Here is a 26,449-nt window from a genome sequence, read left to right as displayed (position 1 = left end):
GGTGCGAACGCGTGAACGCGGGGACGGGCGTTCGTTAGCCTGCGGAAAGCCGTGACGATAGCGCAAGCACCCGGATTCGCCAAATTCGCCGCGGCCGGGCTGTCGCGGATGCGCAGCGCGTGCGCGCTGGCTGCCCGAATGACTGGCCCGGGCGCACTGCCGGGCGCGGCGCGACCCGCATTCCTGACGTTTTCGCCAGACCTTATTGCCTGTTCCGACCGTGCAACCATCCGCCGGCGAGCTTGACAGTCTTTCCGACACCCGCCTATTATCGAACCTGAAATGTTCGATACGTGATCGTTTGTTCGAGTATAGAACAAATTTGATTCTATCGACAGGTTTTTCGGGTGCTGCCCAATGCGCCCACGCTGGCGCTTTTTAGCTTCAACGATACGCCAGCCCGCCATTACTGGAGACATCTCATGACGGAAGCTTTCCTGTGCGACGCGATTCGCACGCCGATTGGCCGCTACGCGGGTTCGCTGTCGTCGGTACGTGCCGACGATCTGGGCGCAGTGCCGCTCAAGGCGCTGATGGAGCGCAACAAGGAAGTCGACTGGAGCACGATCGACGACGTGATCTACGGCTGCGCGAACCAGGCGGGCGAAGACAACCGCAACGTCGCGCGCATGTCGCTGCTGCTGGCGGGTTTGCCGAAGGACGTGCCGGGCTCGACGGTCAACCGTCTGTGCGGCTCGGGCATGGATGCCGTCGGCATCGCGGCGCGCGCGATCAAGTCGGGTGAGGCCGGTTTGATGATCGCGGGCGGCGTCGAGAGCATGAGCCGTGCGCCGTTCGTGATGGGCAAGGCGACGAGCGCGTTTTCGCGTCAGGCCGACATCTACGATACGACGATCGGCTGGCGCTTCGTCAATCCGCTGATGAAACAGCTATATGGTGTCGACTCGATGCCGGAAACGGGCGAAAACGTCGCGACCGACTACAACATCAGCCGCGCCGATCAGGACGCGTTCGCGGTGCGCAGCCAGTTGAAGGCGGCGCGCGCGCAGCAGGACGGCACGCTGGCGCAGGAAATCGTCTCCGTGACGATTCCGCAGAAGAAGGGTGACGCGATCGTCGTATCGAAGGACGAGCATCCGCGTGAGACGAGCCTCGAAGCGCTTGCGAAGCTGAAGGGCGTTGTGCGTCCGGACGGCACGGTGACGGCGGGTAACGCGTCGGGTGTCAACGATGGTGCGGCTGCGCTGCTGCTGGCCAACGCGGAGACCGCGAAGCGCTTTGGGCTGACGCCGCGTGCGCGTGTGCTCGGTATTGCGACGGCTGGTGTTGCCCCGCGCGTGATGGGTATCGGGCCTGCGCCTGCGACGCAGAAGTTGCTGGCGCGTTTGAATATGAACATCAACCAGTTTGATGTGATCGAGTTGAATGAGGCGTTTGCTTCGCAAGGGCTGGCTGTGTTGCGTGCTTTAGGCGTTGCCGATGATGATGCGCGTGTTAATCCGAATGGTGGTGCGATTGCGTTGGGTCATCCGCTTGGCATGAGCGGTGCTCGTCTGGTGACCACGGCGATGTATCAGTTGCAACGGACGCAAGGTAGGTTTGCGCTTTGCACGATGTGTATTGGGGTTGGGCAGGGGATCGCGATTGCGATTGAGCGGGTTTGATTGTTGTTCGGTTTTTTTGCGTGACGCACTGGTAGGTTGGGTTGTCGCGTGATGTGTGGAGGCTCGTGCTTTTGTGCGGGCCTTTTTTTGTTTTTGCTGGCATCCGCGGTTTGAGTTTTTGCTGGCATCCGCGATTTGTTATCGGTGCTTCGAGCGTTGCCCCTGTGCGGGGCGGCACTTACTTTCTTTGCCGCCGCAAAGAAAGTAAGCAAAGAAAGCGGGCTAACACCGCCCGCTCTTGACCACCGCCTGAGGGCCCCCAACGGTTCCTCCACTTCACACGGCGTTCTGCCGTCCAACGCCCGTTGCCAACGCTTCGGCTAGGCGCCTCACCCACTTCAAACACCCGTACAACTGTCAGCGGCAGCGAATGGTTGATGCCGCCCAGGTGGCAAACTGTGTGTAGGTCGTAGTGCTTCACACCTCAGCGCTCTTACGACACCGATCGTGCTTTCTAGCCGCTGCGCCTAGCATTTCAGTCCGAAGTGAGTGCGCGTACATCGCAACAACCTACACACAGTTTGCCGCTATAGAACCGATGCAATTTGATCGCGCTTGTGGCGACGCGGGAGCATGAAACAGGTGATGAGCTAATTCAAAGCGCTGGCAGCGGGCATCGAGAAGAGCGATGCCGCGAACAGGACGGGGCATTTGGGGGCCCGTGGGCAAACGTCAAAAGCTTGCGGTTTGAGCGGCTTTCTTTGCTTACTTTCTTTGCCGCGGCAAAGAAAGTAAGTGCCGCCCCGCACAGGGGCGACGTATGAAGCACGAAGGCATAGCGCGGATGCCAGCAAAGGCACTAGCAAACCAAACCAGCGTCGCAGACGAACCGAAGCGTATGCCGCCCCGCAAAGGGGCAACACATGAACAAGGCAAAAAACATCGCGCGAATGCCAGCGCAAAAGCCAAAACCAAAACCGGTCAACAGCCTGCGCAGCAAAAAACCTCATCTCGCCGAAGGCGCAAAAATATCCGCCCCAAGAGAAGCAAACCGCGCCAGCACCCGCGCAAGAACACGCTTCGATCCGACAGGATGAGTAGTCAACGCAATACGCGCCGGCACATGGCCATCAGCACTAACCCAAACCCGCTCGCCTCGCTGCAGGCGAAAAGTCTCGCCAATCTGCAACCAGTGATCATACGGCGACGCCGCACGCGTCAACCACACGCGCGCTCCTTGCACAAAAAGCTCCGTGTTGGTCTCGACGCGCCACGACATCGTCGCGCCGGGCTGCACTTCAAAGTGAACGACGATTCTCGGCAAACGCTCTTCCTGTGAACGCGAGAAGCAGAGTGATTCGTCATCGGTGAACTGCTGGCAAGCCTTGTCCATTATGCACTCCGTCAATTGAGCCGGAGGACAGAAGGCGTACCCAAAACAAAAGGCCCCTTCCGTTTCCGGCGGGGCCTCTGGGATCTTTGCTACCTGCTGCGATTGCTAACGCACGCACGCTCCCATAGGCCCGCCGCGATGGCGTGCCATACGGTTTTTAATGACGTAGGCGTTGGTGATGAGCGTCAGCATGCATTCGAGTTTGTCGTGACGTCGATGTGTTGTCAACCAGTTTTGTCGTACGCGTTGCATTGTCATCGCATTGCCCTCGCACAGGCGTTACGTGTCGACGCGTTCATGCGCGCGCCTCGGCAAGCACTTCTTCACGATGCAATTCAAACGGCACGTCGCGCGCGTCCATACGCACGGTGCGCCATTCCGTGACTTCGCGCGGCCGTACGAGCAGGTCGGCAAGCGCCTCGTGATAGGCGCGCCGGTATGGCCGGTGAATCTGCTCGTCGCTCGCGTCTTCATGGCTTTGCCAGGTTTCGTAAAGCATCAGCCGGCACGGCGAATCGGGATCGCGATGCAACACGGCAGAAATGAAATCCGGCTCGTCACGCATCGCGTCGAGCACGCCATTCAGCAGTGACAGAAAACGTTCGAGCCCGTCAGGCAAGACCTGAAAACGAACTACGTAGGTAACGTGCATTTCGCGGGACATCAGGCGCACTCCCAATGGATCTTTGTCTATGTCTACCTTTATACTCGCCAATAACTGACAACCCATGTCATGAATTAGGAAGGGCGAAAAAATTGGCGACGAGCCGTCTCGTGTCGATGCTGCTGATGCTCCAGGTGAAAGGCCGCGTAACCGCGCAGGCGCTCGCCGACGAGTTCGACGTTTCGATCCGCACCGTATACCGCGACATCGACCAGTTGAGCGCGGCGGGCGTCCCTGTGTATGCGGATCGCGGGCCAGGCGGCGGCTTCGCGTTACTCGACGGCTATCGCGCGAAACTCACGGGAATTACGCGGGCCGAAGCGGAAACGCTGTCGATCGCCGGGCTGACCGGCGCAGCGTCCGATCTCGGACTCTCTGAGCAACTAAGGGCCGCGCAGCTCAAGCTCGTTACCGCACTGCCCGACGCCGCGCCCGATACGTCACGCATCGGATCGCGGCTGCATATCGATCCCGTCGGCTGGTATCAGCGGCCTTCGCCGACACCGTGGCTGACGATGCTCGCGGGCGCCGTGTGGGAACAGAAGCGAATATCGATGCAATACCGCACGTGGAATGGCAACAGCGAGGATGAAGGCGTGCGCGTGCGTGATCCGCTCGGACTGGTGCTCAAGGGCGGCGAGTGGTATCTCGTCACGCGCGTGCGCACGCAGTTGCGCACGTATCGCGTGTCGAGCATCACGCAGCTGACGGTGCATGACGAAACGTTCGAACGTCCGGAAGGTTTTGACTTGCGTGATGAGTGGACGGCCGCCGTCGAATCGTTCGAAACGAGCCTGTTGAAACACACGGCGCGCTTGCGGCTGTCGCCCGAAGGGATGACGCGGTTGCATCGGCTCGGCGCAGCGGCCGTTGAACAGGCGGAGATTGCGTCGCCGTCAGAGCAGGACGGCTGGCAGGAAGTGGTCCTGCCCGTTGAGCAGTTGAGTTTCGCCGCCGAGCAGTTGCTCGGCTTTGCCGGGCATGTGCAGGTGCTCGATCCGCCTGAGTTGCGCGAGCGCCTGCGCAAGCTCGGCGAGCAGATAGCGGCGCTCAACGCCGCCTGAAATCGCTACGTCGCCCGCATCAACTCCGATGCGGCCCGACAATCCCCAGCTTCGCAATCCGCCGATACAGCGTCGCGCGCGACATGCCAAGCGCTTCTGCCGCCGCATTCGGCCGCCAGTGATGCCGCGTAAGCGCATCGACAATCCGCGTGCGTTCGTCGCTTTCAGTGGCAAGGGCAAGGCGTGACGCGGCTTCGTCGGGTGCCAGCAACGCCGCCACATCGGGCGACACATGTCGCAACTCCACACGCGTCGAATCGCACACCGCGCACGCGTAGCGCAGCACGTTGCGCAACTGTCGGATATTGCCCGGCCACGCAAACCGCGCGAGCCGCTCGGCGAGACGCGTATCCAGTGTCAGCACATGTCCCGCGCTCTGCGCTTCTTCGTCGAACACGGCGTGCACGACGTCGAGCACATCGGCGCGTTCGCGCAGCGGCGGCATGTGCAGCGTTGCGCCGCTCAACCGGTAATACAGGTCTTCGCGGAACGTGCCTTCATCGACCATGCGCGCGAGATCGCGGTGCGTCGCGCAGATCACATCGATATCGACGCGCACGGGTGCATCGCCGCCCAGCGGCAGCACTTCGCCTTCTGCGAGCACGCGCAACAGACGCGTCTGCAGATTGAGCGGCATATCGCCGATTTCATCGAGGAACAAGGTGCCGCCATTCGCCTGCGCAATCTTGCCGCGCGCGCCGCGGCTGCGCGCACCCGTGAACGCGCCGGGCGCATAGCCGAACAGCTCGCTTTCGATCAGCGAATCGGGAATCGCGCCGCAATTCACGGCAACGAAAGGCTTCGCGCGCCGCGCGCCCGACGCATGCAGCGCCTGCGCGAACACTTCCTTGCCGACACCCGTCTCGCCGAGAATCAGTATCGGCAGATGCTTGCCTGCGATACGCAGCGCCACTTCAGCGTTGCGCGCGATGCGTGAATCGCGGCTGTGCAGGAAACGGCTGATCGCGTCGAGACTCGTGTCGGCGTGTGTATCGGCAGAACCGGCGACAGCGCCTGGAGACGACACAACGGGCGCAATGCGCGATGCGCGCTTCAAGGGCGCGCGAATCCGTGCGTAGAGCACGGCGCCCGTCGCGCGCAAACGCAGTGGCACGATCGTATCGGTGCGCGCGACGTCGTGCAGATGCACGGCGGACGTATCGAAGATTTCGTCGACGTGGCGCGGGCCGCTCAAACCCGCGATGCACTCCTGTGCCTTGCGATTCGACGCAGCGATATTGCCGCATTCGTCGAACGCGATCAGCACTTCCGGTTGCGCCTCGACGAAGTTGCGGCTCTGGTGCCCGAAGATCACCCAATGCTGCGCGGTCTGATTGAGGAAGTAACCGTCTTCGATCAACGCCGCGCTCTGACGCACCAGTTGAAACACGAGCCGCTGGCTGTCGCGGTTATCCGGTGATTGCACAGCGGATGCATCGAGCACGCCGATCAGTTCGCCCGTCAGCGAGAAGATCGGCGAAGCACTGCACGTGAGTGTCGTGAACGCCGCGCGAAAGTGATCGGTCTTGTGCACGGTGATGGGCGCGAGGTCGGTCAGCACGTTCGCCACGCCGCAGGTGCCTTCCTCGCGTTCCGACCAGCATGAGCCGATATACAAACCCGCATGCTTGAAATCGCCGCGCCGGTCGCGGTCGATGCGATAGTCGATCGTCACGCCATGCGCGTCGGTGAGCATCACGCAGTAGTCGGCCACGCGGATCATGTCGTGCAGACGCGAAAGGCACTGGCCCGACGCACGCAGAAACGCCTCTTCCTTGCCTTGCACTTCGCGCAATTCGGACGACGTCAGCACGCGCGGCCCGATCACCGAGCCGGGATCGAGCTGGTATTGTTCATACGAACGCTGCCACGACGACACGAGCCGCGACGAATTGGCGGGCGCGGGCAGGCGTCCTTCGATCGCACCGCGCACGCGGTCGATGTGCTGCGTCTGAGACACGTAAGGCATGGTCGGCTCCGTCGATAACGGTCGATACCAATGGAATTGAGCGCGCTTGTCCCTTCTGCCGGACCTTCTTGTAGCACATCCCGTTCGCGCAATCACACTGCATTGCAGCACGCGAGACGCCTGAGACGATCGTCTCACCCATGCGTGAGACAGCTGTGAGACGCGCATCGTTCGATGCCGCAATGCATGCGCCGTGTGTTACTTCAACGCCGAAGCGGCTCGCGACGCGATGTGCGTCATGTGCACTGCGTCATGCGACGCAACGCGTGCTTGCACGATGCGCTCTGTATCGCTCGCAAGCCTTTGCGCACAAGGCTTTGCGCATGAACCGCGCGCACTTCGAAAGATTGGCATAGCTGTTGCAGTAACGCTCGTCACATGGAAGCGGCAACGCACGCGACACGCAAGCTGCTTTCGACGAACACAAAACGGAGACAACCCTGGTGGCATCGCCTATCACCGTCGGCGTGATTGCGAACCCTGCATCGGGTCGCGACATCCGCCGCCTCACGACGCACGCGTCCGTATTCCCGACTGCCGAAAAGGCCAACATGGTCGTGCGCCTGATCGCGGGACTTGGCGCGCTCGGCGTCGATCGCGTGCTGACGCTGCGTGATCGCACGGGCGTCGCATCGCTGCTGCTGCGCGCGCTCGACACCCACGCGGCGACGGGTACGGCCGAGCGCTGGCCCGAAGTCGAATTCGTCGATCTGCCCATCACCGATTCCGTCGCCGATACGCATGCGGGCGCTGCGCACATGGTGCGTGAAGGCGTCGAACTGATCGCCGTGCTCGGCGGCGACGGCACGCATCGCGCGGTGGCAGCGCATTGCGGCGGCGTGCCGTTGCTGACGCTTTCGACGGGCACCAATAATGCGTTTCCCGACATGCGCGAAGCGACCATTGCAGGCATGGCGGGCGCGCTGGTCGCATCTGGCGTGGTGCCGCCCGACGTCGCGCTCACGCGCAACAAGCGGCTCGTCGTGCGCTGCGTGGCGGGGCCGAATCGCGGGCGCGAAGAGATCGCGCTCGTCGACGTGTGCGTGAGCCGGCAGCGCTTCATTGGCGCGCGGGCCGTGTCGGAGCCTTCGGATATCGAGTCGCTGTTTCTGACGTTTGCTTCGCCCGATGGCATCGGGCTTTCGTCGATCGGCGGCGCGTGGGCGCCTGTCGATCGCACCGCGCCACATGGCTTGCATCTCACGTTCGCGCTGCCTGACGAACACGGCAATGCTCAAGCCGATGGCGTGCCGATCTTCGCGCCCATTGCGCCTGGCCGCATCGACCGCGTGACGATGCGCACCTGCGAGCGTTTCGAAGTGGGCGACTGGCTCCCGCTCGACGCGCGAGGCGGCACGCTGGCATTCGACGGCGAACGCGAGATCGAAGTCGAGCGCGACGACCGCTACGAAATCTCGCTCGACTGGAGCGGCCCGTTGACGGTCGACGTGAGTCGCACGCTGCGCTTCTCGGCATCGCGTCAACTGATGCGCGAGATGGCAGGCGCGTCGATGCGCACACTCGCACACGCACAAGAGAAATGAAGGGAGTTCATTCCATCACGCGGAGATCGATCCGCACCCGTTGCAGTCACGATTGACATCATCAAGGAGACACACCATGTCAAATCAGTTGAGCAAGGAGAAGCTGCTGGAAGCGTACCGGTCGATGCGCACGATTCGCGAGTTCGAAGAACGCCTGCACGTCGAGTTTGCGACGGGCGAAATTCCGGGCTTCGTGCATCTGTACGCCGGCGAAGAAGCGTCGGCGGTCGGCACGATGCTGCATCTGAACGACAAGGATTACGTGGCGACCACGCACCGCGGCCACGGTCACTGCATTGCGAAGGGCGTCGATGTGCACGGGATGATGGCCGAGATCTATGGGCGGCAGACGGGCGTGTGCAAAGGCAAGGGCGGCTCGATGCACATCGCCGATCTGTCGAAGGGCATGCTGGGCGCGAACGGCATCGTCGGCGCGGGCGGGCCGCTCGTGTGCGGCGCGGCGCTGGCGGCGAAGCTGAAGAAGACGGGCGGCGTGGGTGTGTGTTTCTTCGGCGATGGCGCGTCGAATCAAGGGACGATTTTCGAATCGATGAATCTCGCGAGCGTGTGGCGCTTGCCTGCGATCTTCGTTGCTGAGAACAACGGGTATGCGGAAGCGACGTCATCGACGTGGTCGGTTGCGTCCGACAACATCGCGGATCGCGCGAGCGGCTTTGGCATGCCGGGCGTGATCGTCGATGGTTTCGATTTCTTTGCGGTGCATGAAGCGTTGGGCGAAGCGATCGAGCGCGCGCGTGGCGGCGGTGGGCCGACGCTCGTTGAAGTGAAGCTGTCGCGGTACTTCGGTCACTTCGAAGGCGACGCGCAGACGTATCGCGCGCCGGGTGAAGTGCAGAAGCTGCGAGATGAAAAGGATTGTCTGAAGCGTTTCGAAGAACGTGTGGTGCGGGCGGAGATGTTGACGTCGGATGATCTGCGCAAGATCGATGCGGATGTGAAAGCGCTGATCGATGATTCCGTGCAGAAGGCAAAGGCCGCGCCATTGCCGACGGAAGCGGATTTGCTGACTGATGTGTACGTGTCGTATCCGTAAGTCCACACACGCGACAACTTCATTGGAGACAAAACATGGCACGCAAGATCACATACTCTCAGGCAATCAACGAAGCACTGAGTCAGGAAATGGCGCGCGACGAAAGCGTCATCGTAATGGGCGAAGACAACGCGGGCGGCGCAGGCTCGCCCGGTGAACAGGACGCATGGGGCGGCGTGCTCGGCGTCACGAAAGGGCTTTATCACAAGTATCCGGGCCGCGTACTCGACACGCCGATCTCGGAAGGCGGCTTCATCGGCGCAGCAGTTGGCGCTGCGGCAGCGGGCCTGCGTCCTGTCGCGGAACTGATGTTCATCGACTTCATGGGCGTGTGCTTCGATCAGATCTTCAATCAGGCCGCGAAATTCCGCTACATGTTCGGCGGCAATGCCGTCACGCCCGTCGTGATCCGCACGATGCAAGGTGCGGGCTTGCGCGCAGCCGCACAACATTCGCAGATGCTGACGTCGCTCTTCACGCATGTGCCCGGTCTGAAAGTGGTGTGCCCGTCGACGCCGTATGACGCAAAAGGCCTGATGATCCAGGCGATCCGCGAAAACGATCCGGTCATTTTCTGCGAGCACAAGCTCCTGTACACACGCGAAGGCGATGTGCCGGAAGAGCTGTATGCGATTCCGTTCGGCGAAGCGAACGTGGTGCGCGAAGGCGACGATGTGACCATCGTCACCTATGGACGCATGGTGCATTACGCAACCGACGCCGCGGACAAACTCGCGAAAGAAGGCATCAAGGCCGAAGTGATCGACTTGCGCACGACATCGCCGCTCGACGAAGAGACCATTCTGGAAAGCGTGGAGCGCACGGGCCGCCTCGTTGTTGTCGATGAAGCCAATCCGCGCTGCTCGATCGCCACGGATATCGCCGCGCTAGCCGCGCAGAAAGCGTTCCATTCGCTGAAAGCGCCCGTCGAACTCGTCACCGCGCCGCATACGCCCACGCCGTTCGCGGGCGTGCTCGAGGATCTCTACATTCCGTCGGCGGACAAGATCGCGGCAGCCGTCAAGCAGACGCGACACTGACGCATCACGTACACAGCAACGAGCGAGGAACTGAGCAATGTCGATTCACATGATCACGATGCCCAAATGGGGCCTGTCGATGCAGCAAGGGCAGGTCAACGGCTGGTTGAAATCGGTTGGCGACACGGTGGCGAAGGGCGATGAAGTGCTCGACGTCGAGAGCGACAAGATCGCTTCGGGTGTGGAGTGCGCGTTCAACGGCACGCTGCGCCGGCACATCGCGCAGGAGGGCGAGACGCTGCCCGTCGGCGCGCTGCTTGGCGTGGTCGCGGATGCGCAAGAGGCGGACGCGGACATCGATGCAGCCGTCGAAGCATTCCAGCGCGACTTCGTGCCGCTCGCCGACGATGCCGCCGATGCCGGCCCGCAACCGGAGAAGGCGCAGATCGCCGGACGCACCATCCGATATCTGAAGATCGGCGACGGCGGCACGCCTGCCGTGCTGATCCACGGTTTCGGCGGCGATCTGAACAACTGGCTGTTCAATCACGCGGACCTCGCCGCGCAGCGCGCGGTGTATGCGCTGGATTTGCCGGGGCATGGCGAATCGACGAAGGCAGTCGAGTCGGGCAGCGCCGATGAACTGGCCGACACCGTGATCGCGTTTCTCGACGATCGCGGCATCGAGCGCGCGCATTTTGTCGGGCATTCGATGGGCGGTCTCGTCGCGATGACGGTTGCAGCGAAAGCGCCGCAGCGTGTGGCGTCGCTTTCGCTGATCGCGGGCGCGGGTCTGGGCGACGAGATCAACCGCGAATATATCGACGGATTCGTGACGGGCAACAGCCGCAATACGCTGAAGCCGCATCTGACGAAGCTGTTCGCGGACGGCTCGCTCGTCACGCGGCAACTGGTCGAGGATATCGTCAAGTACAAGCGGCTCGAAGGCGTGAGCGAGACGTTGCAGAAGATCGCGGCGTCGGCGTTCAAGGATGGCGCGCAGCAGCGCAGCTATCGCGATCGCGTCGACAAGCTTGCGCCGCGCACGCTGGTGATCTGGGGTGAACTCGACCAGATCATTCCTGCGAGCCACGCACAGGGGCTGCCTGGCGATATCCGCGTGCATGTGCTGCCCGGCAAGGGGCATATGGTGCAGATGGAGTCGGCCGCCGAGGTGAACCGCCTGCTCAACGACTTCTTCGGAGCCTGACGATGGACGCCGCGCCGCACACTTCCACGCACGACAGCGTCACTGCACTCGGGCAGCACGGCTTGAGGAGCCGGGACAAGCTCGCGCGTATTCCTGTGAAAGTCGTGGCACCGGAGGGCGGCGCATTACCCAAACCCGCCTGGCTGCGCGCGCGGCCGATGATGAGCGAGACGGTGGCGGGCATGGCGTCGATACTGCGCGAGCACCGGCTGCATTCGGTGTGTGAGGAGGCGATGTGTCCGAACATCGGCGAATGTTTTGCGCAGCGCACGGCGACGTTCATGATCATGGGCGGAATTTGCACGCGGCGTTGTGCGTTTTGCGATGTCGCGCATGGACGTCCGCTGCCACTCGACGACGAAGAACCGGGGCGGCTCGCCGATGCCGTTGCTGCGTTGGGGTTGCGCTATGTGGTGATTACGTCGGTGGATCGCGACGATCTCCGCGATGGCGGCGCAGCGCATTTTGCGCGGTGTGTTGCGTTGCTGCGCGAGCGCGCGCCGGGGATACGCATCGAGGTGTTGACACCGGATTTTCGCGGGCGTGTGGAGCGGGCGCTGGATGCGTTATCGGTGGCGTGGCCGGATGTGTTTAACCACAACGTCGAGACGGTGCCTGCGTTGTATCGCGCGGCGCGGGTTGGGGCGGATTATCGTGGGTCTTTGATGCTGCTCAAGCGCGTGAAGGATGCGAATGCTGACGTTGTCACGAAGTCGGGCTTGATGGTGGGGCTGGGCGAGAGCGATGAAGCGTTGCTGGAGACGATGCGGGATATTCGTGAGCATGAGGTCGACGTGCTGACTATCGGCCAGTATCTTGCGCCGTCGCGGTTTCATATGCCCGTTAGGCGGTATGTTTCGCCCGAGACTTTTTCTGCTTATCGCGATGAAGGATTGAGGATGGGGTTTCGGGAGGTCGTGGCTGGGCCGTTGGTGCGGTCTTCTTATCATGCTAATGAGACTTTGCTTTTGTGATGGTTTTTTGGGTTGTCTTGCGATGCAGAGTGGTTTGCTTGTGTTTTTGCTGGCATCCGCGTTTTGTTACTGGTGCTTCAAGCGTTGCCCCTGTGCGGGGCGGCACTTACTTTCTTTGCCGCCGCAAAGAAAGTAAGCAAAGAAAGCGGGCTAACACCGCCCGTTCTTGACCTCCGCCTGAGGGCCCCCAACGGGTCCTCTCCTTCACACGGCAACCTCTCAGTCACCGCCCGTTGCTAGCGCTCCGAGCGGACGCCTCACCCACTTCAATCACCCGTAGCGCAGCCAACGGCAGCGAATGGTTTGTGCCGCCCAGGTGGCAAACTGTGTGTAGGTCGTGAGTGCCTCACACCCCAGCGCTCTTACGACACCGATCGTGTTTTTCAGTCTGGAGTGAAGTGCGTACGCCGCGAAAGCCGACACACAGTTTGCCGCTATAGAACGTGGGAGATTTGATCGCGCATGTGGCGACGCGGGAGTGTGAAGCGGGTGAGGCGCTCAATAAGAGCGTTGGCAGCGGGCATCGAGAAGGGAGATGCCGCGAACAGGACGGGGCCGTTGGGGGCCCGTGGGCAACTACAAGAGCTGGCGGTGTTCAGCGGCTTTCTTTTGCCTACTTTTCTTTGCCGCGGCAAAGAAAAGTAGGTGCCGCCCCGCACAGGGGCGACGCGTGAAGCAGGCAAGACGAAACGCGGATGCCAGCGACGACATAAGAGAAGCAGAAAGCAAAAAGCAAAAAGCAAAAAGCAAACTACTCACAGCGTCGCAGACAAACCAAACCCCCTCAAACCCCACCTACGCACATATACTTGATCACGACATACTCGTCGATCCCATAGTGCGACCCTTCGCGTCCGAGCCCGGACTGTTTGACGCCACCGAACGGCGCGACTTCGTTGGAGATCGCTCCAGTATTGATCCCGACCATACCGAACTCCAGCGCTTCCGCAACACGCCAGACACGACCGATATCGCGGCTATAGAAATACGACGCGAGGCCGAACTCGGTACTGTTCGCCATCTCGATCACCTCGGCATCCGATGAGAAACGGAACAGCGGCGCGAGCGGGCCGAAGGTTTCATCGCGGGCGACTTTCATATCGGGCGTGACATCGGCGAGCACGGTCGGTTCGAAGAAGCCGTGGCCGAGCGCATGACGCTTGCCGCCCGTGATGACGCGCGCACCCTTGCCGAGCGCGTCCTCGATGTGCGATTCGACCTTGAGCACAGCCGCTTCGTTGATCAGCGGGCCTTGCTGCACGCCTTGCTCGGTGCCGAAGCCAACCTTGAGCTTCGTGACAGCCGCCGCGAGTTTTTCGGCGAACGCATCGTAGACGCTGTCGTGCACATAGAAGCGGTTCGTGCACACGCAGGTCTGGCCGCTATTGCGGTACTTCGACGCGATGGCGCCTTCGACGGCGGCGTCGAGGTCGGCGTCATCGAACACGATGAACGGCGCGTTGCCGCCCAGCTCGAGCGAGACCTTCTTTACGGTCGGCGCGCACTGGGCCATCAGCAGACGCCCAACGGGCGTCGAGCCCGTGAACGACAGCTTGCGCACGGTTGCATTGCTGGTCATTTCGCCGCCGATCGGCTTCGGATCGCCGGTGACGATGCTGAAGATGCCGGCGGGCACGCCTGCGCGCTCGGCGAGCACCGCGAGCGCGAGTGCCGACAGCGGCGTTGCTTCAGCGGGCTTGACGACGATCGGGCAGCCTGCGGCGAGCGCCGGGCCGACCTTGCGGGTGATCATCGCAGCGGGGAAATTCCACGGCGTGATGGCGGCGCAAACGCCGACGGGTTCCTTCGTGACGACGATGCGTTTGTCGTTGGCGACGGTCGGGATGGTGTCGCCATAGACGCGCTTGGCTTCTTCGCCGAACCATTCGATAAACGAGGCTGCGTAGCCGATTTCGCCTTTTGCTTCGGCGAGGGGCTTGCCTTGTTCGGTGGTGAGGATCAACGCCAGATCGTCGGCGTTGGCGAGCATCAGGTCGTTCCACTTGCGCAGGATTTCCGCGCGCTGCTTGGCGGTTTTTGCCTTCCAGGTGGGCCAGGCGGCGTTGGCCGCTTCGATGGCGCGGCGGGTTTCCTGTGCGCCCATGCGGGGGACTTGCGCGATCAGCTCGCCTGTTGCCGGGTTCAGGACTTCAAAGGTTTCCTTGTTGTCGGCGTCTTGCCATTCGCCATTGATGTAGGCTTTGCTTTGCAGCAGGGAAGGGTCTTTGAGTTTGCTACGCAGGTCAGTCATTTTTCAATGTCCTTCGGGGTTTGTTTGTCTGCGACGCTGGGGTTTGGTTTGCCTGGTTTTGCGTTGGCATCCGCGTGATGTTTTGCCTTGTTCATGCGTTGCCCCTGTGCGGGGCGGCACCTACTTTTCTTTGCCGCGGCAAAGAAAAGTAGGCAAAAGAAAGCCGCTGAACACCGCCCGTTCTTGACCACCGCCTGAGGGCCCCCAACAGTTCCTCCGCTTCAAACGGCAACCTGATATTCACTGCCCGTTGCCAACGCCCGGAATAGGCGCATCACCCGCTTCACAATCCCGCGTCGCCACACGCGTAGTCGCAGCGCCCACGTTCTATAGCGGCAAACTGTGTGTAGGCTATCGCGGCCGATGCGCTTCACTCCGGACTGAAAAACACGATCGGTGTCGTAAGAGCGCTGAGGCGTGAAGTACTACAACCTACACACAGTTTGCCACCTGGGCGGCACAAACCATTCGCTGCCGTTTGCTGCGCTACGGGTACCTGAAGTGGGTGAGGCGTTTATTCAAAGTGTTGGCGACGAGCGCGAAACCAGCAAGTTGCCGTTTGAGGCATAAGAACCGTTGGGGGCCCTCAGGCAAAGACAAGAGCGGGCGGTGTTAGCCCGCTTTCTTTGCTTACTTTCTTTGCGGCGGCAAAGAAAGTAAGTGCCGCCCCGCACAGGGGCAACGCCTGAAGCACCAGTAACAAAACGCGGATGCCAGCAACAACACAAGCAAACCACCCACACCGCAGACAAAAAAACATCAAAAAAAACGGCGACTTAAAAAAAGCCGCCGCAGGCAAAAAAAGAATCAGGCAGCAACGCCTACCGTTTCCTTGAGCACATCTTCGAGAATCGAAAGAGCCTCATCAAAAACAGCATCCTGAATGGTCAACGGGAACAGGAACCGGACAACGTTCGAATAAACACCACAAACCAGCAGCAACAAACCACGCTCGAGTGCACGAGCCTGCACACGCTTCGTGAAATCGGCATCCGCATCGGACGTACCGGGCTTGCAGAACTCAACCGCAACCATGCCGCCAGGCCCACGAACATCAGCAATCTGCGGCACTTCCGACTGCAGCGCCGTCACGCGAGCCTTCAGCTTGTCGCCCAACGTCACAGCCCGCTCGCACAGCTTCTCTTCATCGATGATGTCGAGCACCGCATGCGCCGACGCCACCGCCAGCGGATTGCCCGCATACGTGCCACCCAGGCCGCCCGGCGCAGCAGCATCCATCACGTCCGCACGACCGACGACACCCGACAGCGGCATGCCGCCCGCCAGGCTCTTCGCCATCGTCATCAGATCGGGCACGACGTCATAGTGATGCATCGCGAACAGCTTGCCCGTACGCGCAAAACCCGTCTGCACTTCGTCAGCGATCAGCAGAATGCCGTGCTCGTTGCACAGCTTGCGCAGCGCGCGCACGAACTCGGCAGGCGCCGGATAGAAGCCGCCTTCACCTTGCACCGGCTCGAAAATGATCGCCGCGACGCGCTTCGGGTCGATGTCGGCCTTGAACAGGAATTCGATTGCCTTCAGCGAGTCCGCCGTCGTCACGCCATGCAGCGGATTCGGGAACGGCGCGTGGAAGACGTCGGCCGGGAACGGGCCAAAGTTCAGCTTGTACGGCGCAACCTTGCCCGTCAGCGCCATGCCCATCATCGTGCGGCCGTGGAAGCCGCCCGTGAAGGCGATCACGCCAGGACGGCCGGTGTACGCGCGAGCGATCTTGATCGCGTTTTCGACGGCTTCGGCACCCGTCGTGAAGAAAGCTGTCTTCTTCGGATAATCGCCCGGCGCGCGCTGGTTGATCTTCTCGGCCAGCTCGACGTACGACGCGTACGGCACGATCTGATAAGCCGTGTGCGTGAAGTTGTCCAGTTGCGAGCGGATAGCCTCGACGATCTTCGGATGACGATGGCCCGTGTTGCACACTGCGATGCCTGCCGCGAAATCGATGTAACGGCGGCCCTCGACGTCCCACAGCTCCGCATTCTCCGCACGCGCAGCGTAGAAATCGCACATCACGCCCACGCCGCGCGGGGTGGCGGCGTCCTTGCGGCTCTTCAGTTCAGCATTCTTCACGGAGATCTCCTGTTGGGGTTTGTTCAGGCGCTCGCGTCCATCGCGGCACATGCAGCGACTATAATCAGATTTGGCTCCAAATTTCAGAGCCATTTCGGTAAAAAATTAGGAGCCAATTCTCATGCGCGCGAGTGTGTTGTCCGACTGGCTGGCCCAGCGCCTCGATCGCGGCAGCGGGCAGCCGATCTACCGCCAGCTGCATCGGCTGCTGCAACAGGCCATTCTGACGCGCGAACTGCCCGCCGGCAGCAAGGTGCCGTCGTCGCGGCTGCTCGCCAACGAGCTGGGCATCGCGCGCAATACCGTCACGCAGGTCTACGAGCAGCTTGCGCTGGAGGGCTATGTGAGCTCGGCGACGGGGCGCGGCACGTTTGTCGCCGATACGTCACCGGATGAAATCGTCGGTTCCGCGGATACACAGACTGCGCCCGTGCCCGTCTCCGCGCCCGTGCGGCAGTTGCAGCAGGCCTTGCCGACACCGCAATCGAAATCACTCCCGCAGACGCACCAGCCCGCGACGCGTGCGCTGTCGCAGCGCGGCTCGCGGCTGATCGCGGGCGCGGGCGTGTCGAAGCGTCAATGGGGCGCGTTCATGCCGGGCGTGCCTGATGTCACGCGCTTTCCGGCGCGGGTCTGGAGCCGCCTGCACAACAAGTACTGGCGGCGTCTGCGGCCCGATCTGCTGACGTATGCGCCCGGTGGCGGCCTGTCGCTGCTGCGCCATGCGCTGGCGGACTATCTGCGCACGTCGCGCTCGGTGCGCTGCACGCCCGAGCAGATCATCATCACGACGGGTATTCACCAGTCCGTCGATCTCGCCGTGCGTCTGCTGTCCGATCCCGGCGATGTAATCTGGACGGAGGATCCGTGCTACTGGGGCGTGCGCAGCGTGATGCATGTGTCGGGCCTGAAATCGCGCCCGATTGCCGTCGACGACGAAGGCATCAACCCTTCACCCGGCGATCTCGCGCACCCGCCGAAGCTGATCCTCGTCACGCCCTCGCATCAGTACCCGCTCGGCATGGTGATGAGCCTCGCGCGCCGGCGGATGTTGCTCGAATACGCGCGGCAGAATCAGTGCTGGATCATCGAGGACGATTACGACAGCGAATACCGCTACGGCAGCCGGCCGCTAGCGTCACTGCAGGGGCTCGATACGGCGGGGCAGGTGATCTATGTCGGCAGCTTTGGCAAGACGCTGTTTCCGGGCTTGCGGATCGGCTATCTGGTCGTGCCCGAGGCGCTCGCCGAGAGCTTTGCGACGGCGAGCGCGGAGTTGTATCGCGAAGGGCAATTGCTGCAACAGGCGATGCTCGCCGAGTTCATCGCGGAAGGGCATTTCACGTCGCACATCCGCAAGATGCGCACGTTGTACGGACAGCGCCGCACGACCTTGCTCGATGCCGCCGCGCGGCGCTATGGCGATGCGCTGCCCGCTGTAGGCGGCGATGCTGGCCTGCATCTCGTGATGCAACTGCCCGAAGGCACTGACGACCGCGCGGTCGCGGCGGCGGCGCTGGAGCGAAATATCGTGGTGCGGCCGTTGTCGGGCTATTACGCGCAACCGTCGCGCGCACAGTCGGGCTTGTTGATCGGCTATGCGTGCGTGCCGGACGAAGAGATCGCGCCTGCATTCGACACGCTCGCCGACGCTATCGATACGACGTTGCCGCTCTTCGCCTGAAGCGCGACGGAGAGTGTTTAGAGGCGAATCAGCACCGCGCCGAGGGTGACGAGCGTGCATGCGAACACGCGACGCGCGGTGAGCTTTTCGTGCATGAACGAGAAGCCGATGAGCACAGCGAAAATCGAACTGAGTTCGCGCAGCGCCGAGACCATCGCGATGGGCAGATAGCGATAGGCTTCGATGATCAGACAGTACGCGGTCAGCGCGATCACGCCCGAGAGCATGCCTTTGAACATGGTCTCACGCGATGTGAAGAGACCTTTCGCGCCGCCGCGCCAGTGCCACACGAGCAGAAACTGCGGCACGTTCCACAGCAGATAGACCCACATGATGTAGCTCATGCTGTTGCCTGCGACACGCGCACCGATACCGTCGACGACTGAATAGGCCGAGATGAACAGTCCTGTGAGCAGGGCGTAGGGCACGCTTTCGCCGGAGAAGCGCATATTGCGGCGAAACGCGAGTGACACGATGCCGAGCGATACGAGCGCGACGCCTGTTGCTGCCAGCGGTTTCAGCGTTTCATGCGCGAAGACGAGTGCGCCTGCGAATACGAGCATTGGCGAGAGTCCGCGCGCGATCGGGTAGATCTGGCCGAAGTCACCGCTACGGTAGGCGCGCACTAGCGCGAGGCAATACGCGAATTCGAGCAGAACGGATGCTGCGATGTATGGCCATGCGGCCGGTTCGGGGAGCGGCAATGCGATGACGCCGATCGCGCTGACGGCGATATACGGGATCGACATCATGCCGAGGAGCCAGATGCGGTCTTCTGCTAGCCGCAGGAAGGCGTTCCAGCTTGCGTGGAGCATGGCTGAGAGCAGCACTAGCAGGACGACTGGGGTATGCATGGGGGTCGGGCAAAGCCGACATTATTCACTGAATGTGGTTGTTTGGGGTGGTTTTGGTTTTTTTGTGGTTTTTTCTGTCTTGCGATGCTTTGGTTTGGGGTGCTTGTGTTGTTGCTGGCATCCGCGATATGTATTGCCTGGTTCACGCGTTGCCCCTGTGCGGGGCGGCACTTACTTTCTTTGCCGCCGCAAAGAAAGTAAGCAAAGAAAGCGGGCTAACACCGCCCGCTCTTGACCTCCGCCTGAGGGCCCCCAACGGCTCTTATCCTTCACACGGCAATCTCTCAGTCGCCGCCCGTTGCTAACGCTTCAAATACTCGCCTCACCCACTTCAATCACCCGTAGCGCAGCCAGCGGCAGCGAATGGTTAATGCCGCCCAGGTGGCAAACTGTGTGTAGGTCGTAGTGCCTCACGCGTCAGCGCTCCTACGACACCAATCTCGCTGTCGAGCCGCAACCTTGCTTTTCAGTCCGGAGTGAAGCGCATACGTCGCGAAAGCCGACACACAGTTTGCCGCCATAGAACGTGGGAGATTTGATCGCGCGTGTGGTGATGCGGGAGCACGAAGCGGGTGAGGCACTAAATAAGAGCGTTGGCAGCGGGCATCAAGAAGGGAGATGCCGCAGACAGGACGGGGCCGTCGGGGGCCCGTGGGCAACTACAAGAGCTGGCGGTGTTCAGCGGCTTTCTTTTGCCTACTTTTCTTTGCCGCGGCAAAGAAAAGTAGGTGCCGCCCCGCACAGGGGCAACACAGGCAAACCAATAACAAATCGCGGATGCCAGCAAAAACGACAAAAAAACCAAACCAAAGCGTCGCAAGACAAAAAAACCCCTAAATCACCCGCTCCCGCAATCGAGCCGACAGCAGGTCAATAACAGTAACAACAACAATGACCATCAGCATCACAGCCGCGGTCTGAGCATAGTTAAACGACCGGATGGACTCATACAGGACAACCCCGATCCCACCAGCCCCAACCATCCCAACAACCATCGCGGAGCGAACATTAGACTCAAACCGATACAACGCATAAGAAATCCACAACGGCAAAACCTGCGGCAGCACGCCATAGATAATCTCATCGAGACTGGTAGCCCCCGTAGCCCGCACGCCCTCAGCAGGCCGCGGATCAATCGCCTCGACGGCTTCGGCGAACAGCTTGGCCAGCACACCCGTGGTATGCACCCACAAGGCAAGCACACCTGCAAACGGACCCAGCCCGACTGCAACGATAAACAACATCGCAAACACCATCTCATTGATCGCGCGGCACGCATCCATCACCCGCCGCACCGGCTGCACGACCCACGCAGGCGCCATGTTATGCGCCGACATCAACCCGAACGGAATCGCGCACACGATCGACAGCGCCGTGCCCCACACCGCAACCGCCAGCGTCACGGACATCTCCTGCACATACGTGCGCCACTCGGTGAAATCGGGCGGAAAGAAGTCCTTCGCGAACTGCCCCATGTTGCCCGAGTCGGACAGCAGATCGAGCGGTCGCATATCGGCGGCGTGCCACGACAGGCCAAGCACGGCAATCACGGCGATCCAGCCGATCAGCGACGCCCAGCTGCGCTTGCCCGCCGCAGCAGCGAGAGCCTCGCGTGAAGGCTTGGCCGGACTGGCTGAAGACGCCGATCGCTCGGCGCTCAATTCGGCCGCGTTCATTGCTTTTGCGCGCTCAGTGCGGACAGCTTCGCATCGATCGCGGCCGTCTGCGTCTTGCGGTCAGCGTCCGACAACGACGCATCGGCTTCGATCTTCTGCTTTTGCTCGAACAGCTTGATCTGGCGGATCGGCTGCAACTGCGCATCCGTCGACGGCGAGAAACCGCCGTAGCTGAAGATGTTCGCCATCACCGCCTTCTCGCGCGGATCCGTCTTCGCGTAGTTGTAGAAGAACTTGCGCAGCTTTTCCTTCGTCTCTTCCGGGAGATCCTTGCGCCACACCAGCGGGTCCGACGGAATCAGCGGCGACGTCCACAGCACGCGCACCTGCGCGAAACGGTCCGGATGCTGCTTCTTCAGCGTGTCGAGCATCTCGCTGTTGTTCGTCGCGATGTCGACCTTGTTGTTCACCACGGCGAGCAGGTTCGCTTCGTGGCTCGACGGCAGCACCGTCTTGAACGACGTGCGCACCGGCGTGTTGCGCTGCGCGAACAGGTAGTAGCCGGGGACGAGCGTGCCCGACGTCGAGTTCGGATCGCCGAAACCGAGCGTCACGTCCTTCGTATTCTTGAACACGTCGTCGAGCGTCTTGAAGCGGCTGTTCACGTTCGTGATCAGCACCGAGTAATAGCCGGCGTCGCCGTTCGCGTACGTGACCTTGCCGAATACTTCGCCATTCGAACGATCGACGGCTTCGATCGCCGACGCATTGCCGAGATACGCAACCTGCACCTTGTTAAAGCGCATGCCTTCGATGATGCCCGCATAGTCGGTCGCGAAGAACGCCTTGATGTTCAGACCAGTCTGCTTGTTCATGTCATCGATGAGAGGCTGCCAGCGCTGCTTGAGCACCGCCGACGAATCCGTCGAGATGATGCCGAGGTTCAGGTCTTCGGCATGGGCAGCGAAGCTCGCGAAGGCCGACACGGCCGCGACGCCGGCCAGCAGAGAGCGCAGGAATTTCATGAGTTCTGTTCCAGGTGAGTGAGTCGGTTAAAGCGTTTCTTTCCGGCAAAGGGATTCAGGCCGAGCGTGCCGCCTTGAGCGGCATCACAGGCGCGCGCGGTGCCACGCTTGCCGCACTGTCGGACTGCTGACTGTCGTCGAGCAGTTCGCGCGCATCGTCGCCGTAGAGTTGCTGCAACAGCGCAGGCGTGAGCGCCGACGACAGCCCGTCATAGACGACCTTGCCGCGCCGCATCGCGATCGTGCGCTGGCAGTACTGCATCGCGATATCGACCTGATGCAGCGAAACCAGCACCGTCAGCCGATGCTCGATATTCAGCGTGCGCAGCATGTCCATCACGCGGCGGGAAGATTCAGGGTCGAGCGAGGCGATCGGTTCGTCGGCGAGAATGATCTGCGCCTGCTGCACGAGCGCGCGCGCCAGCGCCGCGCGCTGCTGCTGTCCGCCTGACAGCGTCGACGCGCGTTCGCGTGCATGTTCGCCGATACCAACCTCGTTCAGTGCCGACAGCGACAGTTCGCGTTCGCCACGCGGAAAGCAGCCAGTCAGACGGCGCCACAGCGGCAAGCGCGCCAACGCGCCGATCAGCACGTTCGCTTCGACCGTCAGCCGGTTCACGAGATTGAATTGCTGAAACACGAAGCCGATGTCGCGTCGAATGCTGCGCACTTCGCGCACGATGCGCCCGTTCTGCTGGATCGGGCGGCCCAGAATCGCGATCTGCGAAGGCTGCGCATCCGACACCGTGAAGCCCGCGATATGACGCAGCAACGTCGATTTGCCTGAGCCCGACGCGCCGATCAACGCGACCATTTCGCCCTGTTCGACACGCAGGTCGATTTCGTCGAGCGCCTTGCGGCCGTTGCCGAATGTCTTGCTCAGACGTTCGATGCGGATTGCTTCCATGTGTGTCCTGTCGATGACTCCGGCGCGAGCCGGAAGTTGTGGGACATTCTAGAAAGCGTCTGTGACGGTTAAGTGAAGGCGTCGCAACATCTAGACGACTATATCTTTTGCGATTTCATCGGGTCGTCATGCCGTGTGCGGTGCGCCGCAGTGATCGATCGCGCAGTGTGTCATCGATATGACAAACGCAACGGCGCGGGCCACTGTCATGTATTGGCAAGCCCAAAACGCTATAGTGGAGACGTCACGCGTGAGCCGTCTCCAATAACCGCACATCACAACCGGCGCAGCCCATGCAGGCTCTGAGCTTTTTGCCCGATACGTTTACGGAGTACGAAGAACTGCAGGCGATTCTCGAAGTCGGCAGCGGCAGCTTCGAGATTCGCACTGCATGCGAAACGCAGGTGCGCGGCAGGACCTTCGCCGTGCAGACGGCGAGCATCGGTTCGCGCGATCCGCGCGCGCCCGCAATCGGGTTTTTCGGCGGCATACACGGGCTGGAGCGGATCGGCACGCAACTCGTGCTCGACTACATGCGCGCGCTGCTCGGGCGGCTCGAATGGGACGAACTGCTGGTGCGCCAGCTTCAGTCCATCCGCCTCGTGTTCATGCCGATCGTCAATCCCGGCGGCATGTGGGCCGCAACGCGCGCGAATCCGAACGGTGTCGATCTGATGCGCAACGCGCCGCAGGACGCCGAAGAGCGCGTGCCGCTGCTCGCAGGCGGACAGCGTGTCGGTTCGTGGTTGCCCTGGTATCGCGGGCAGCGCGGCGCGCCGATGGAAGCGGAGGCGCAGGCGCTCTTGCGTGTCGTCGCGCAAGAGCTTGCGGCGCGGCCGCTGTCGTTCGCGCTCGATTGTCATTCGGGCTACGGCTGGAGCGACAGCATCTGGTTTCCCTACGCGAAGACGCGCCGCGCGATGCCGCATCTGCCGGAAATGTACGCGCTGAAGACGATGTTCGAACGCGCGCATCCGCATCACGGCTACATGTTCGAACCGCAAAGCCATCAATATCTGCTGCACGGCGATCTGTGGGACTGGGCGTACGACCGCACGCCGCCTCCCAACATCTTTCTGCCGATGACGCTCGAACTCGGCTCGTGGCTCTGGATCAAGAAAAACCCGCGGCAGATTTTTTCGCGTCAGGGCATGTTCAATCCGCTGAAGGCGCACCGTACCGCACGCGTGTTGCGGCGGCACGCGAACCTGCTCGATTTCCTGACACGCGCGGCTTACGCGTCGCAGCGCTGGTTGCCGCAGGGCAGCCGCCGCGAGCAGTTGCTCGATAGCGCGACGCAGCTCTGGTACGAGCCCGCCCGCAAATGAGCACGTGGATCCTGTTGCGCGGCCTGACACGCGAGGCACGCCACTGGGGCGCGCTGCCCGACGCGTTGTGTGCCGCGCTGGACGATCCGAAGCAGGGGGCGTCTTCCACAGACGCTCCGACGCGCGTATTGACCATCGACTTGCCCGGCAATGGCGAGCACGTGAGTCTGCGCGCGCCATCCGATGTCGCCGGGATAGTCGACTTCGTGCGCGAGGCGGCCCGCGCGAGCGGCGCGCCGGGCCCGTATTGCGTGCTGGCTATGTCCCTTGGCGGCATGGTCGCGACCTGCTGGGCGCAACGTCATCCCGCCGACATCGCGCGGCTCGTGCTGATCAACACCAGCATGCGGCCCTTCAGCCGCTTCGACGAACGGCTGCGCCCGCAGGCGTGGCCGGGGCTCGCGCGGATCGCGTGGCACTGGAGCAGGGCGGCAGCGGCGGAAAACGTGATTCATCGCCTGACCTGCAACAACCGCGAGACGCGCGACGCCGATCTGAAGCAATGGATCGCGATTCGCGAGAGTGCGCCCGTCAGTCGCGCGAATGCGCTTCGCCAGTTGCTCGCGGCCGCGCGCTTCAGCGCAGGCCGGCGGCGGCCCGCGTGCGAGACGCTGGTGCTGTCGTCGCGTGCGGACGGGCTCGTCGATCCCGCCTGCTCGGCGGCGCTGGCGGCGGCGTGGCACGCCGACCACTGGCGCCACCCGTGGGCGGGCCACGATCTGCCCCACGACGATCCCGCATGGACCGTCGAGCGCATCCGCGCGTGGTTCATGGATTCGTTGTCCGGAACAGGCCTTGAAAACGCCGATTCCGGTTTAACCGACGAATAACTAATAATTAAATATCCCATTCAGTTTTAAACGCAGAGAAAATCCCCCTATTGATGCACTGCGTTAGTGCAAAGCAATATCGGTGCATTGCCTTTTGCTGTGCTGTTCAGCCGATTTTATTTTCATGGACATAATGCAAAATTAATGGCAAATTGATGCTGTGCGCCAAATATCGTGTGATAAAAGACGGGGGTTCGGTGCATCAGGCGCATACTGAAATTGTAAAATAATGCCTGTTGCCGTCCGGGCGTGCGGAAAAACTTGCGGATGAAGGCTACATGCGGCTTGCGGCGTCGTAAACGATACGTTTTTTTACGCCAGCAATAAGGCATGTCACGCCACTCCCAATCTGGCGCAAACCCATGGTGCGCAAGGCCACTAAGAGTGTTTGTCGAAAAATCGCGGGGTGTTCGGGGCTGATTATCCTGGGACTCAAGAATCGCGCCCGACAAAAAAGAAACGTTTTTAAAAGCTGGCGTTTTTTCTTAGTAATGTCTGGCAATCTGTTGAATTAAAAGAGATTGCAAATCCCCTCATATTCGGAAATCGGCGCAATGCCGGTTTATCCGTTTCAAACGCGAAACATAAAACCTGGGTATTTACCCTTATCCTCACATCCCACATCGCGGGAAATGTGAAATTTCTTTAAATTTCAAAGTGTTACATGCATGGCACTCCCTATGCGACACGGCGTGCCGGATTGGTGCAGTCTGCCAAGCCGCCCCCCATCTCCTCCAGGAGGATTCCATGCGCAAAACTCTACTGGCGTCCGCAGCAGTCATCGCCTTGGGCTGCAGCGGTTACGCAATGGCAAACCCATGCAGTGACGGCGATTCATCCTGCAATCAGAAGGCCTACAACGGGAGCAACACAGCAACAAACGACGCGACATCCATGCAAACCAGCACCACGGGCAACAACGCAAATGAAATTACGTCGGGTGCCAAGGTTGCACAGGATTCGTTCAACACCACCAAGATCGTCGCAGCAAGCCGTCTGTCCGGCTCGGTTTCAGGCGTAGCGGTCTGGGGCATTGGCAACACTGCCTATAACGAAGGCAATGCGAACGGCGGCCGTGGCGGCAACGGCGCGAAGGGCATTGGCGGCAAGGGTGGTAGCGCATTGGCAGTCGGCGGCTATGGCGGCGACGGCGGCAACGGCGGCAAGGCCATTGCTGGCGACGGCGGCAACTCCAGGGCATCCGGCGGCGATGGCGGCAACGCGAAGTCCTACGCCGGCGATGGCGGCAACGCCAGGGCATCGGGTGGCAAGGGCTCTGGCAGTGGCGGCGACGCCTGGTCCAAGGGCGGCAGCGCGCTGGCCGGTTCGGCAGCAGCGGGCGGCGATGGACGCGGCTCCGGCAAGGGCACAGGTCTTGCGCTCGGCGCTGGCGCCGGACTGGGAGCCAGCGGCGACCTGCATTCGAAAGCCAATGGCGGCGGCGGA

20 protein-coding genes and 1 pseudogene are annotated in these 26,449 nt (G+C 61.6%); 12 read left to right on the top strand and 9 right to left on the bottom strand.

Annotation, left to right across the window (positions count from 1 at the left end):
• The first annotated feature begins 422 nt into the window (after positions 1–422).
• Positions 423–1,625 (top strand): 3-oxoadipyl-CoA thiolase, encoded by a 1,203-nt coding sequence (pcaF, locus tag G3O01_RS33185; RefSeq protein ID WP_205811216.1) that lies wholly within the window; start codon positions 423–425, stop codon positions 1,623–1,625.
• A gap of 946 nt (positions 1,626–2,571) precedes the next feature.
• Here pcaF and G3O01_RS33180 read toward each other — a convergent pair.
• Entirely contained in the window at positions 2,572–2,844 is a 273-nt protein-coding gene (locus G3O01_RS33180; protein WP_241024478.1) for a DUF2917 domain-containing protein, read from the bottom strand.
• Between the two features lie 409 nt (positions 2,845–3,253).
• Complete coding sequence (locus G3O01_RS33175; protein ID WP_241024472.1) at positions 3,254–3,622, bottom strand: putative quinol monooxygenase; 369 nt, start codon at positions 3,620–3,622, stop codon at positions 3,254–3,256.
• Between the two features lie 92 nt (positions 3,623–3,714).
• Here G3O01_RS33175 and G3O01_RS33170 point away from each other — a divergent pair, with 92 nt between their 5' ends.
• The gene (locus G3O01_RS33170) at positions 3,715–4,686 is read left to right on the top strand and encodes a YafY family protein (RefSeq protein ID WP_205811214.1); all 972 of its coding nucleotides are present in this window, start codon (positions 3,715–3,717) and stop codon (positions 4,684–4,686) included.
• Positions 4,687–4,705: 19 nt separating this feature from the next.
• Here the strand turns inward: G3O01_RS33170 and G3O01_RS33165 are convergent, their stop codons facing one another.
• A complete protein-coding gene (locus G3O01_RS33165) occupies positions 4,706–6,655 on the bottom strand; it encodes a sigma-54-dependent Fis family transcriptional regulator (RefSeq protein ID WP_205811213.1) in 1,950 nt (649 codons plus the stop codon).
• A gap of 443 nt (positions 6,656–7,098) precedes the next feature.
• Here G3O01_RS33165 and G3O01_RS33160 point away from each other — a divergent pair, with 443 nt between their 5' ends.
• From G3O01_RS33160 to lipA, 5 genes are all read left to right on the top strand, one after another.
• Entirely contained in the window at positions 7,099–8,199 is a 1,101-nt protein-coding gene (locus tag G3O01_RS33160; protein ID WP_205811212.1) for an NAD(+)/NADH kinase, read from the top strand.
• A gap of 76 nt (positions 8,200–8,275) precedes the next feature.
• Positions 8,276–9,253 carry a thiamine pyrophosphate-dependent dehydrogenase E1 component subunit alpha gene (locus G3O01_RS33155; protein WP_205811211.1) on the top strand — a complete coding sequence of 326 codons (978 nt, stop codon included), beginning with the start codon at positions 8,276–8,278 and terminating at the stop codon, positions 9,251–9,253.
• Positions 9,254–9,288: 35 nt separating this feature from the next.
• The gene (locus G3O01_RS33150; protein ID WP_205811210.1) at positions 9,289–10,293 is read left to right on the top strand and encodes an alpha-ketoacid dehydrogenase subunit beta; all 1,005 of its coding nucleotides are present in this window, start codon (positions 9,289–9,291) and stop codon (positions 10,291–10,293) included.
• A 37-nt stretch (positions 10,294–10,330) separates the two neighbouring features.
• Positions 10,331–11,443: an acetoin dehydrogenase dihydrolipoyllysine-residue acetyltransferase subunit gene (locus tag G3O01_RS33145; protein WP_205811209.1), complete on the top strand. Its 1,113-nt coding sequence runs from the start codon at positions 10,331–10,333 to the stop codon at positions 11,441–11,443.
• A 2-nt stretch (positions 11,444–11,445) separates the two neighbouring features.
• On the top strand, positions 11,446–12,417 hold the full coding sequence (lipA, locus tag G3O01_RS33140) for a lipoyl synthase (protein ID WP_205811208.1): 972 nt from the start codon (positions 11,446–11,448) through the stop codon (positions 12,415–12,417).
• 784 nt (positions 12,418–13,201) lie between these two features.
• Here lipA and G3O01_RS33135 read toward each other — a convergent pair.
• Positions 13,202–14,668, bottom strand: a complete 1,467-nt coding sequence (locus G3O01_RS33135; RefSeq protein WP_205811207.1) for an NAD-dependent succinate-semialdehyde dehydrogenase — start codon at positions 14,666–14,668, stop codon at positions 13,202–13,204.
• A 417-nt stretch (positions 14,669–15,085) separates the two neighbouring features.
• Here G3O01_RS33135 and G3O01_RS33130 point away from each other — a divergent pair, with 417 nt between their 5' ends.
• The gene (locus G3O01_RS33130; protein ID WP_205811206.1) at positions 15,086–15,238 is read left to right on the top strand and encodes a hypothetical protein; all 153 of its coding nucleotides are present in this window, start codon (positions 15,086–15,088) and stop codon (positions 15,236–15,238) included.
• 237 nt (positions 15,239–15,475) lie between these two features.
• Here G3O01_RS33130 and G3O01_RS33125 read toward each other — a convergent pair whose 3' ends face one another.
• The gene (locus G3O01_RS33125; RefSeq protein WP_205811205.1) at positions 15,476–16,759 is read right to left on the bottom strand and encodes a 4-aminobutyrate--2-oxoglutarate transaminase; all 1,284 of its coding nucleotides are present in this window, start codon (positions 16,757–16,759) and stop codon (positions 15,476–15,478) included.
• A gap of 121 nt (positions 16,760–16,880) precedes the next feature.
• Between G3O01_RS33125 and G3O01_RS33120 the strand changes: the two genes are divergently transcribed.
• Complete coding sequence (locus tag G3O01_RS33120; protein ID WP_205811204.1) at positions 16,881–18,443, top strand: PLP-dependent aminotransferase family protein; 1,563 nt, start codon at positions 16,881–16,883, stop codon at positions 18,441–18,443.
• 17 nt (positions 18,444–18,460) lie between these two features.
• Here the strand turns inward: G3O01_RS33120 and G3O01_RS33115 are convergent, their stop codons facing one another.
• The 4 genes from G3O01_RS33115 to phnC all read right to left on the bottom strand — a co-directional run bounded on the left by G3O01_RS33115 (position 18,461) and on the right by phnC (position 22,845).
• Positions 18,461–19,297: a DMT family transporter gene (locus G3O01_RS33115; protein ID WP_205811203.1), complete on the bottom strand. Its 837-nt coding sequence runs from the start codon at positions 19,295–19,297 to the stop codon at positions 18,461–18,463.
• An 833-nt stretch (positions 19,298–20,130) separates the two neighbouring features.
• Positions 20,131–20,973, bottom strand: a complete 843-nt coding sequence (phnE, locus tag G3O01_RS33110; RefSeq protein WP_205811202.1) for a phosphonate ABC transporter, permease protein PhnE — start codon at positions 20,971–20,973, stop codon at positions 20,131–20,133.
• Entirely contained in the window at positions 20,970–21,938 is a 969-nt protein-coding gene (phnD, locus tag G3O01_RS33105; protein ID WP_205811201.1) for a phosphonate ABC transporter substrate-binding protein, read from the bottom strand. Before phnD ends, phnE begins: the two co-directional genes overlap by 4 nt.
• Before the next feature lie 55 nt (positions 21,939–21,993).
• Complete coding sequence (phnC, locus tag G3O01_RS33100) at positions 21,994–22,845, bottom strand: phosphonate ABC transporter ATP-binding protein (protein ID WP_205811200.1); 852 nt, start codon at positions 22,843–22,845, stop codon at positions 21,994–21,996.
• A 293-nt stretch (positions 22,846–23,138) separates the two neighbouring features.
• On the opposite strand from phnC, the gene G3O01_RS33095 reads away from it, so the two are divergent.
• The 3 genes and pseudogenes from G3O01_RS33095 to G3O01_RS33085 all read left to right on the top strand — a co-directional run.
• Positions 23,139–24,173 (top strand): M14 family zinc carboxypeptidase, encoded by a 1,035-nt coding sequence (locus G3O01_RS33095; RefSeq protein ID WP_205811199.1) that lies wholly within the window; start codon positions 23,139–23,141, stop codon positions 24,171–24,173.
• Complete coding sequence (locus tag G3O01_RS33090; RefSeq protein WP_205811198.1) at positions 24,170–25,003, top strand: alpha/beta hydrolase; 834 nt, start codon at positions 24,170–24,172, stop codon at positions 25,001–25,003. The genes G3O01_RS33095 and G3O01_RS33090 overlap by 4 nt, the downstream gene beginning before the upstream one ends.
• A gap of 894 nt (positions 25,004–25,897) precedes the next feature.
• A pseudogene (locus G3O01_RS33085) lies at positions 25,898–26,449 on the top strand (hypothetical protein); the annotation flags it as partial.

Origin of the sequence: Burkholderia sp. Ac-20365 (assembly GCF_017104715.1) — a bacterium.
Classification (GTDB): domain Bacteria; phylum Pseudomonadota; class Gammaproteobacteria; order Burkholderiales; family Burkholderiaceae; genus Paraburkholderia.
This window is presented reverse-complemented; position numbering and strand designations above follow the sequence as displayed.

Coding starts and splice junctions, on each gene's coding strand:
- G3O01_RS33120 (WP_205811204.1), top strand. CDS start 16,881: ATGCGCGCGAGTGTGTTGTCCGACTGGCTGGCCCAGCGCCTCGATCGC.
- G3O01_RS33175 (WP_241024472.1), bottom strand. CDS start 3,622: ATGTCCCGCGAAATGCACGTTACCTACGTAGTTCGTTTTCAGGTCTTG.
- G3O01_RS33145 (WP_205811209.1), top strand. CDS start 10,331: ATGTCGATTCACATGATCACGATGCCCAAATGGGGCCTGTCGATGCAG.
- G3O01_RS33155 (WP_205811211.1), top strand. CDS start 8,276: ATGTCAAATCAGTTGAGCAAGGAGAAGCTGCTGGAAGCGTACCGGTCG.
- G3O01_RS33135 (WP_205811207.1), bottom strand. CDS start 14,668: ATGACTGACCTGCGTAGCAAACTCAAAGACCCTTCCCTGCTGCAAAGC.
- phnC (WP_205811200.1), bottom strand. CDS start 22,845: ATGGAAGCAATCCGCATCGAACGTCTGAGCAAGACATTCGGCAACGGC.
- pcaF (WP_205811216.1), top strand. CDS start 423: ATGACGGAAGCTTTCCTGTGCGACGCGATTCGCACGCCGATTGGCCGC.
- G3O01_RS33090 (WP_205811198.1), top strand. CDS start 24,170: ATGAGCACGTGGATCCTGTTGCGCGGCCTGACACGCGAGGCACGCCAC.
- G3O01_RS33180 (WP_241024478.1), bottom strand. CDS start 2,844: ATGTCGTGGCGCGTCGAGACCAACACGGAGCTTTTTGTGCAAGGAGCG.
- phnD (WP_205811201.1), bottom strand. CDS start 21,938: ATGAAATTCCTGCGCTCTCTGCTGGCCGGCGTCGCGGCCGTGTCGGCC.
- G3O01_RS33165 (WP_205811213.1), bottom strand. CDS start 6,655: ATGCCTTACGTGTCTCAGACGCAGCACATCGACCGCGTGCGCGGTGCG.
- lipA (WP_205811208.1), top strand. CDS start 11,446: ATGGACGCCGCGCCGCACACTTCCACGCACGACAGCGTCACTGCACTC.
- G3O01_RS33115 (WP_205811203.1), bottom strand. CDS start 19,297: ATGCATACCCCAGTCGTCCTGCTAGTGCTGCTCTCAGCCATGCTCCAC.
- G3O01_RS33150 (WP_205811210.1), top strand. CDS start 9,289: ATGGCACGCAAGATCACATACTCTCAGGCAATCAACGAAGCACTGAGT.
- G3O01_RS33095 (WP_205811199.1), top strand. CDS start 23,139: ATGCAGGCTCTGAGCTTTTTGCCCGATACGTTTACGGAGTACGAAGAA.
- phnE (WP_205811202.1), bottom strand. CDS start 20,973: ATGAACGCGGCCGAATTGAGCGCCGAGCGATCGGCGTCTTCAGCCAGT.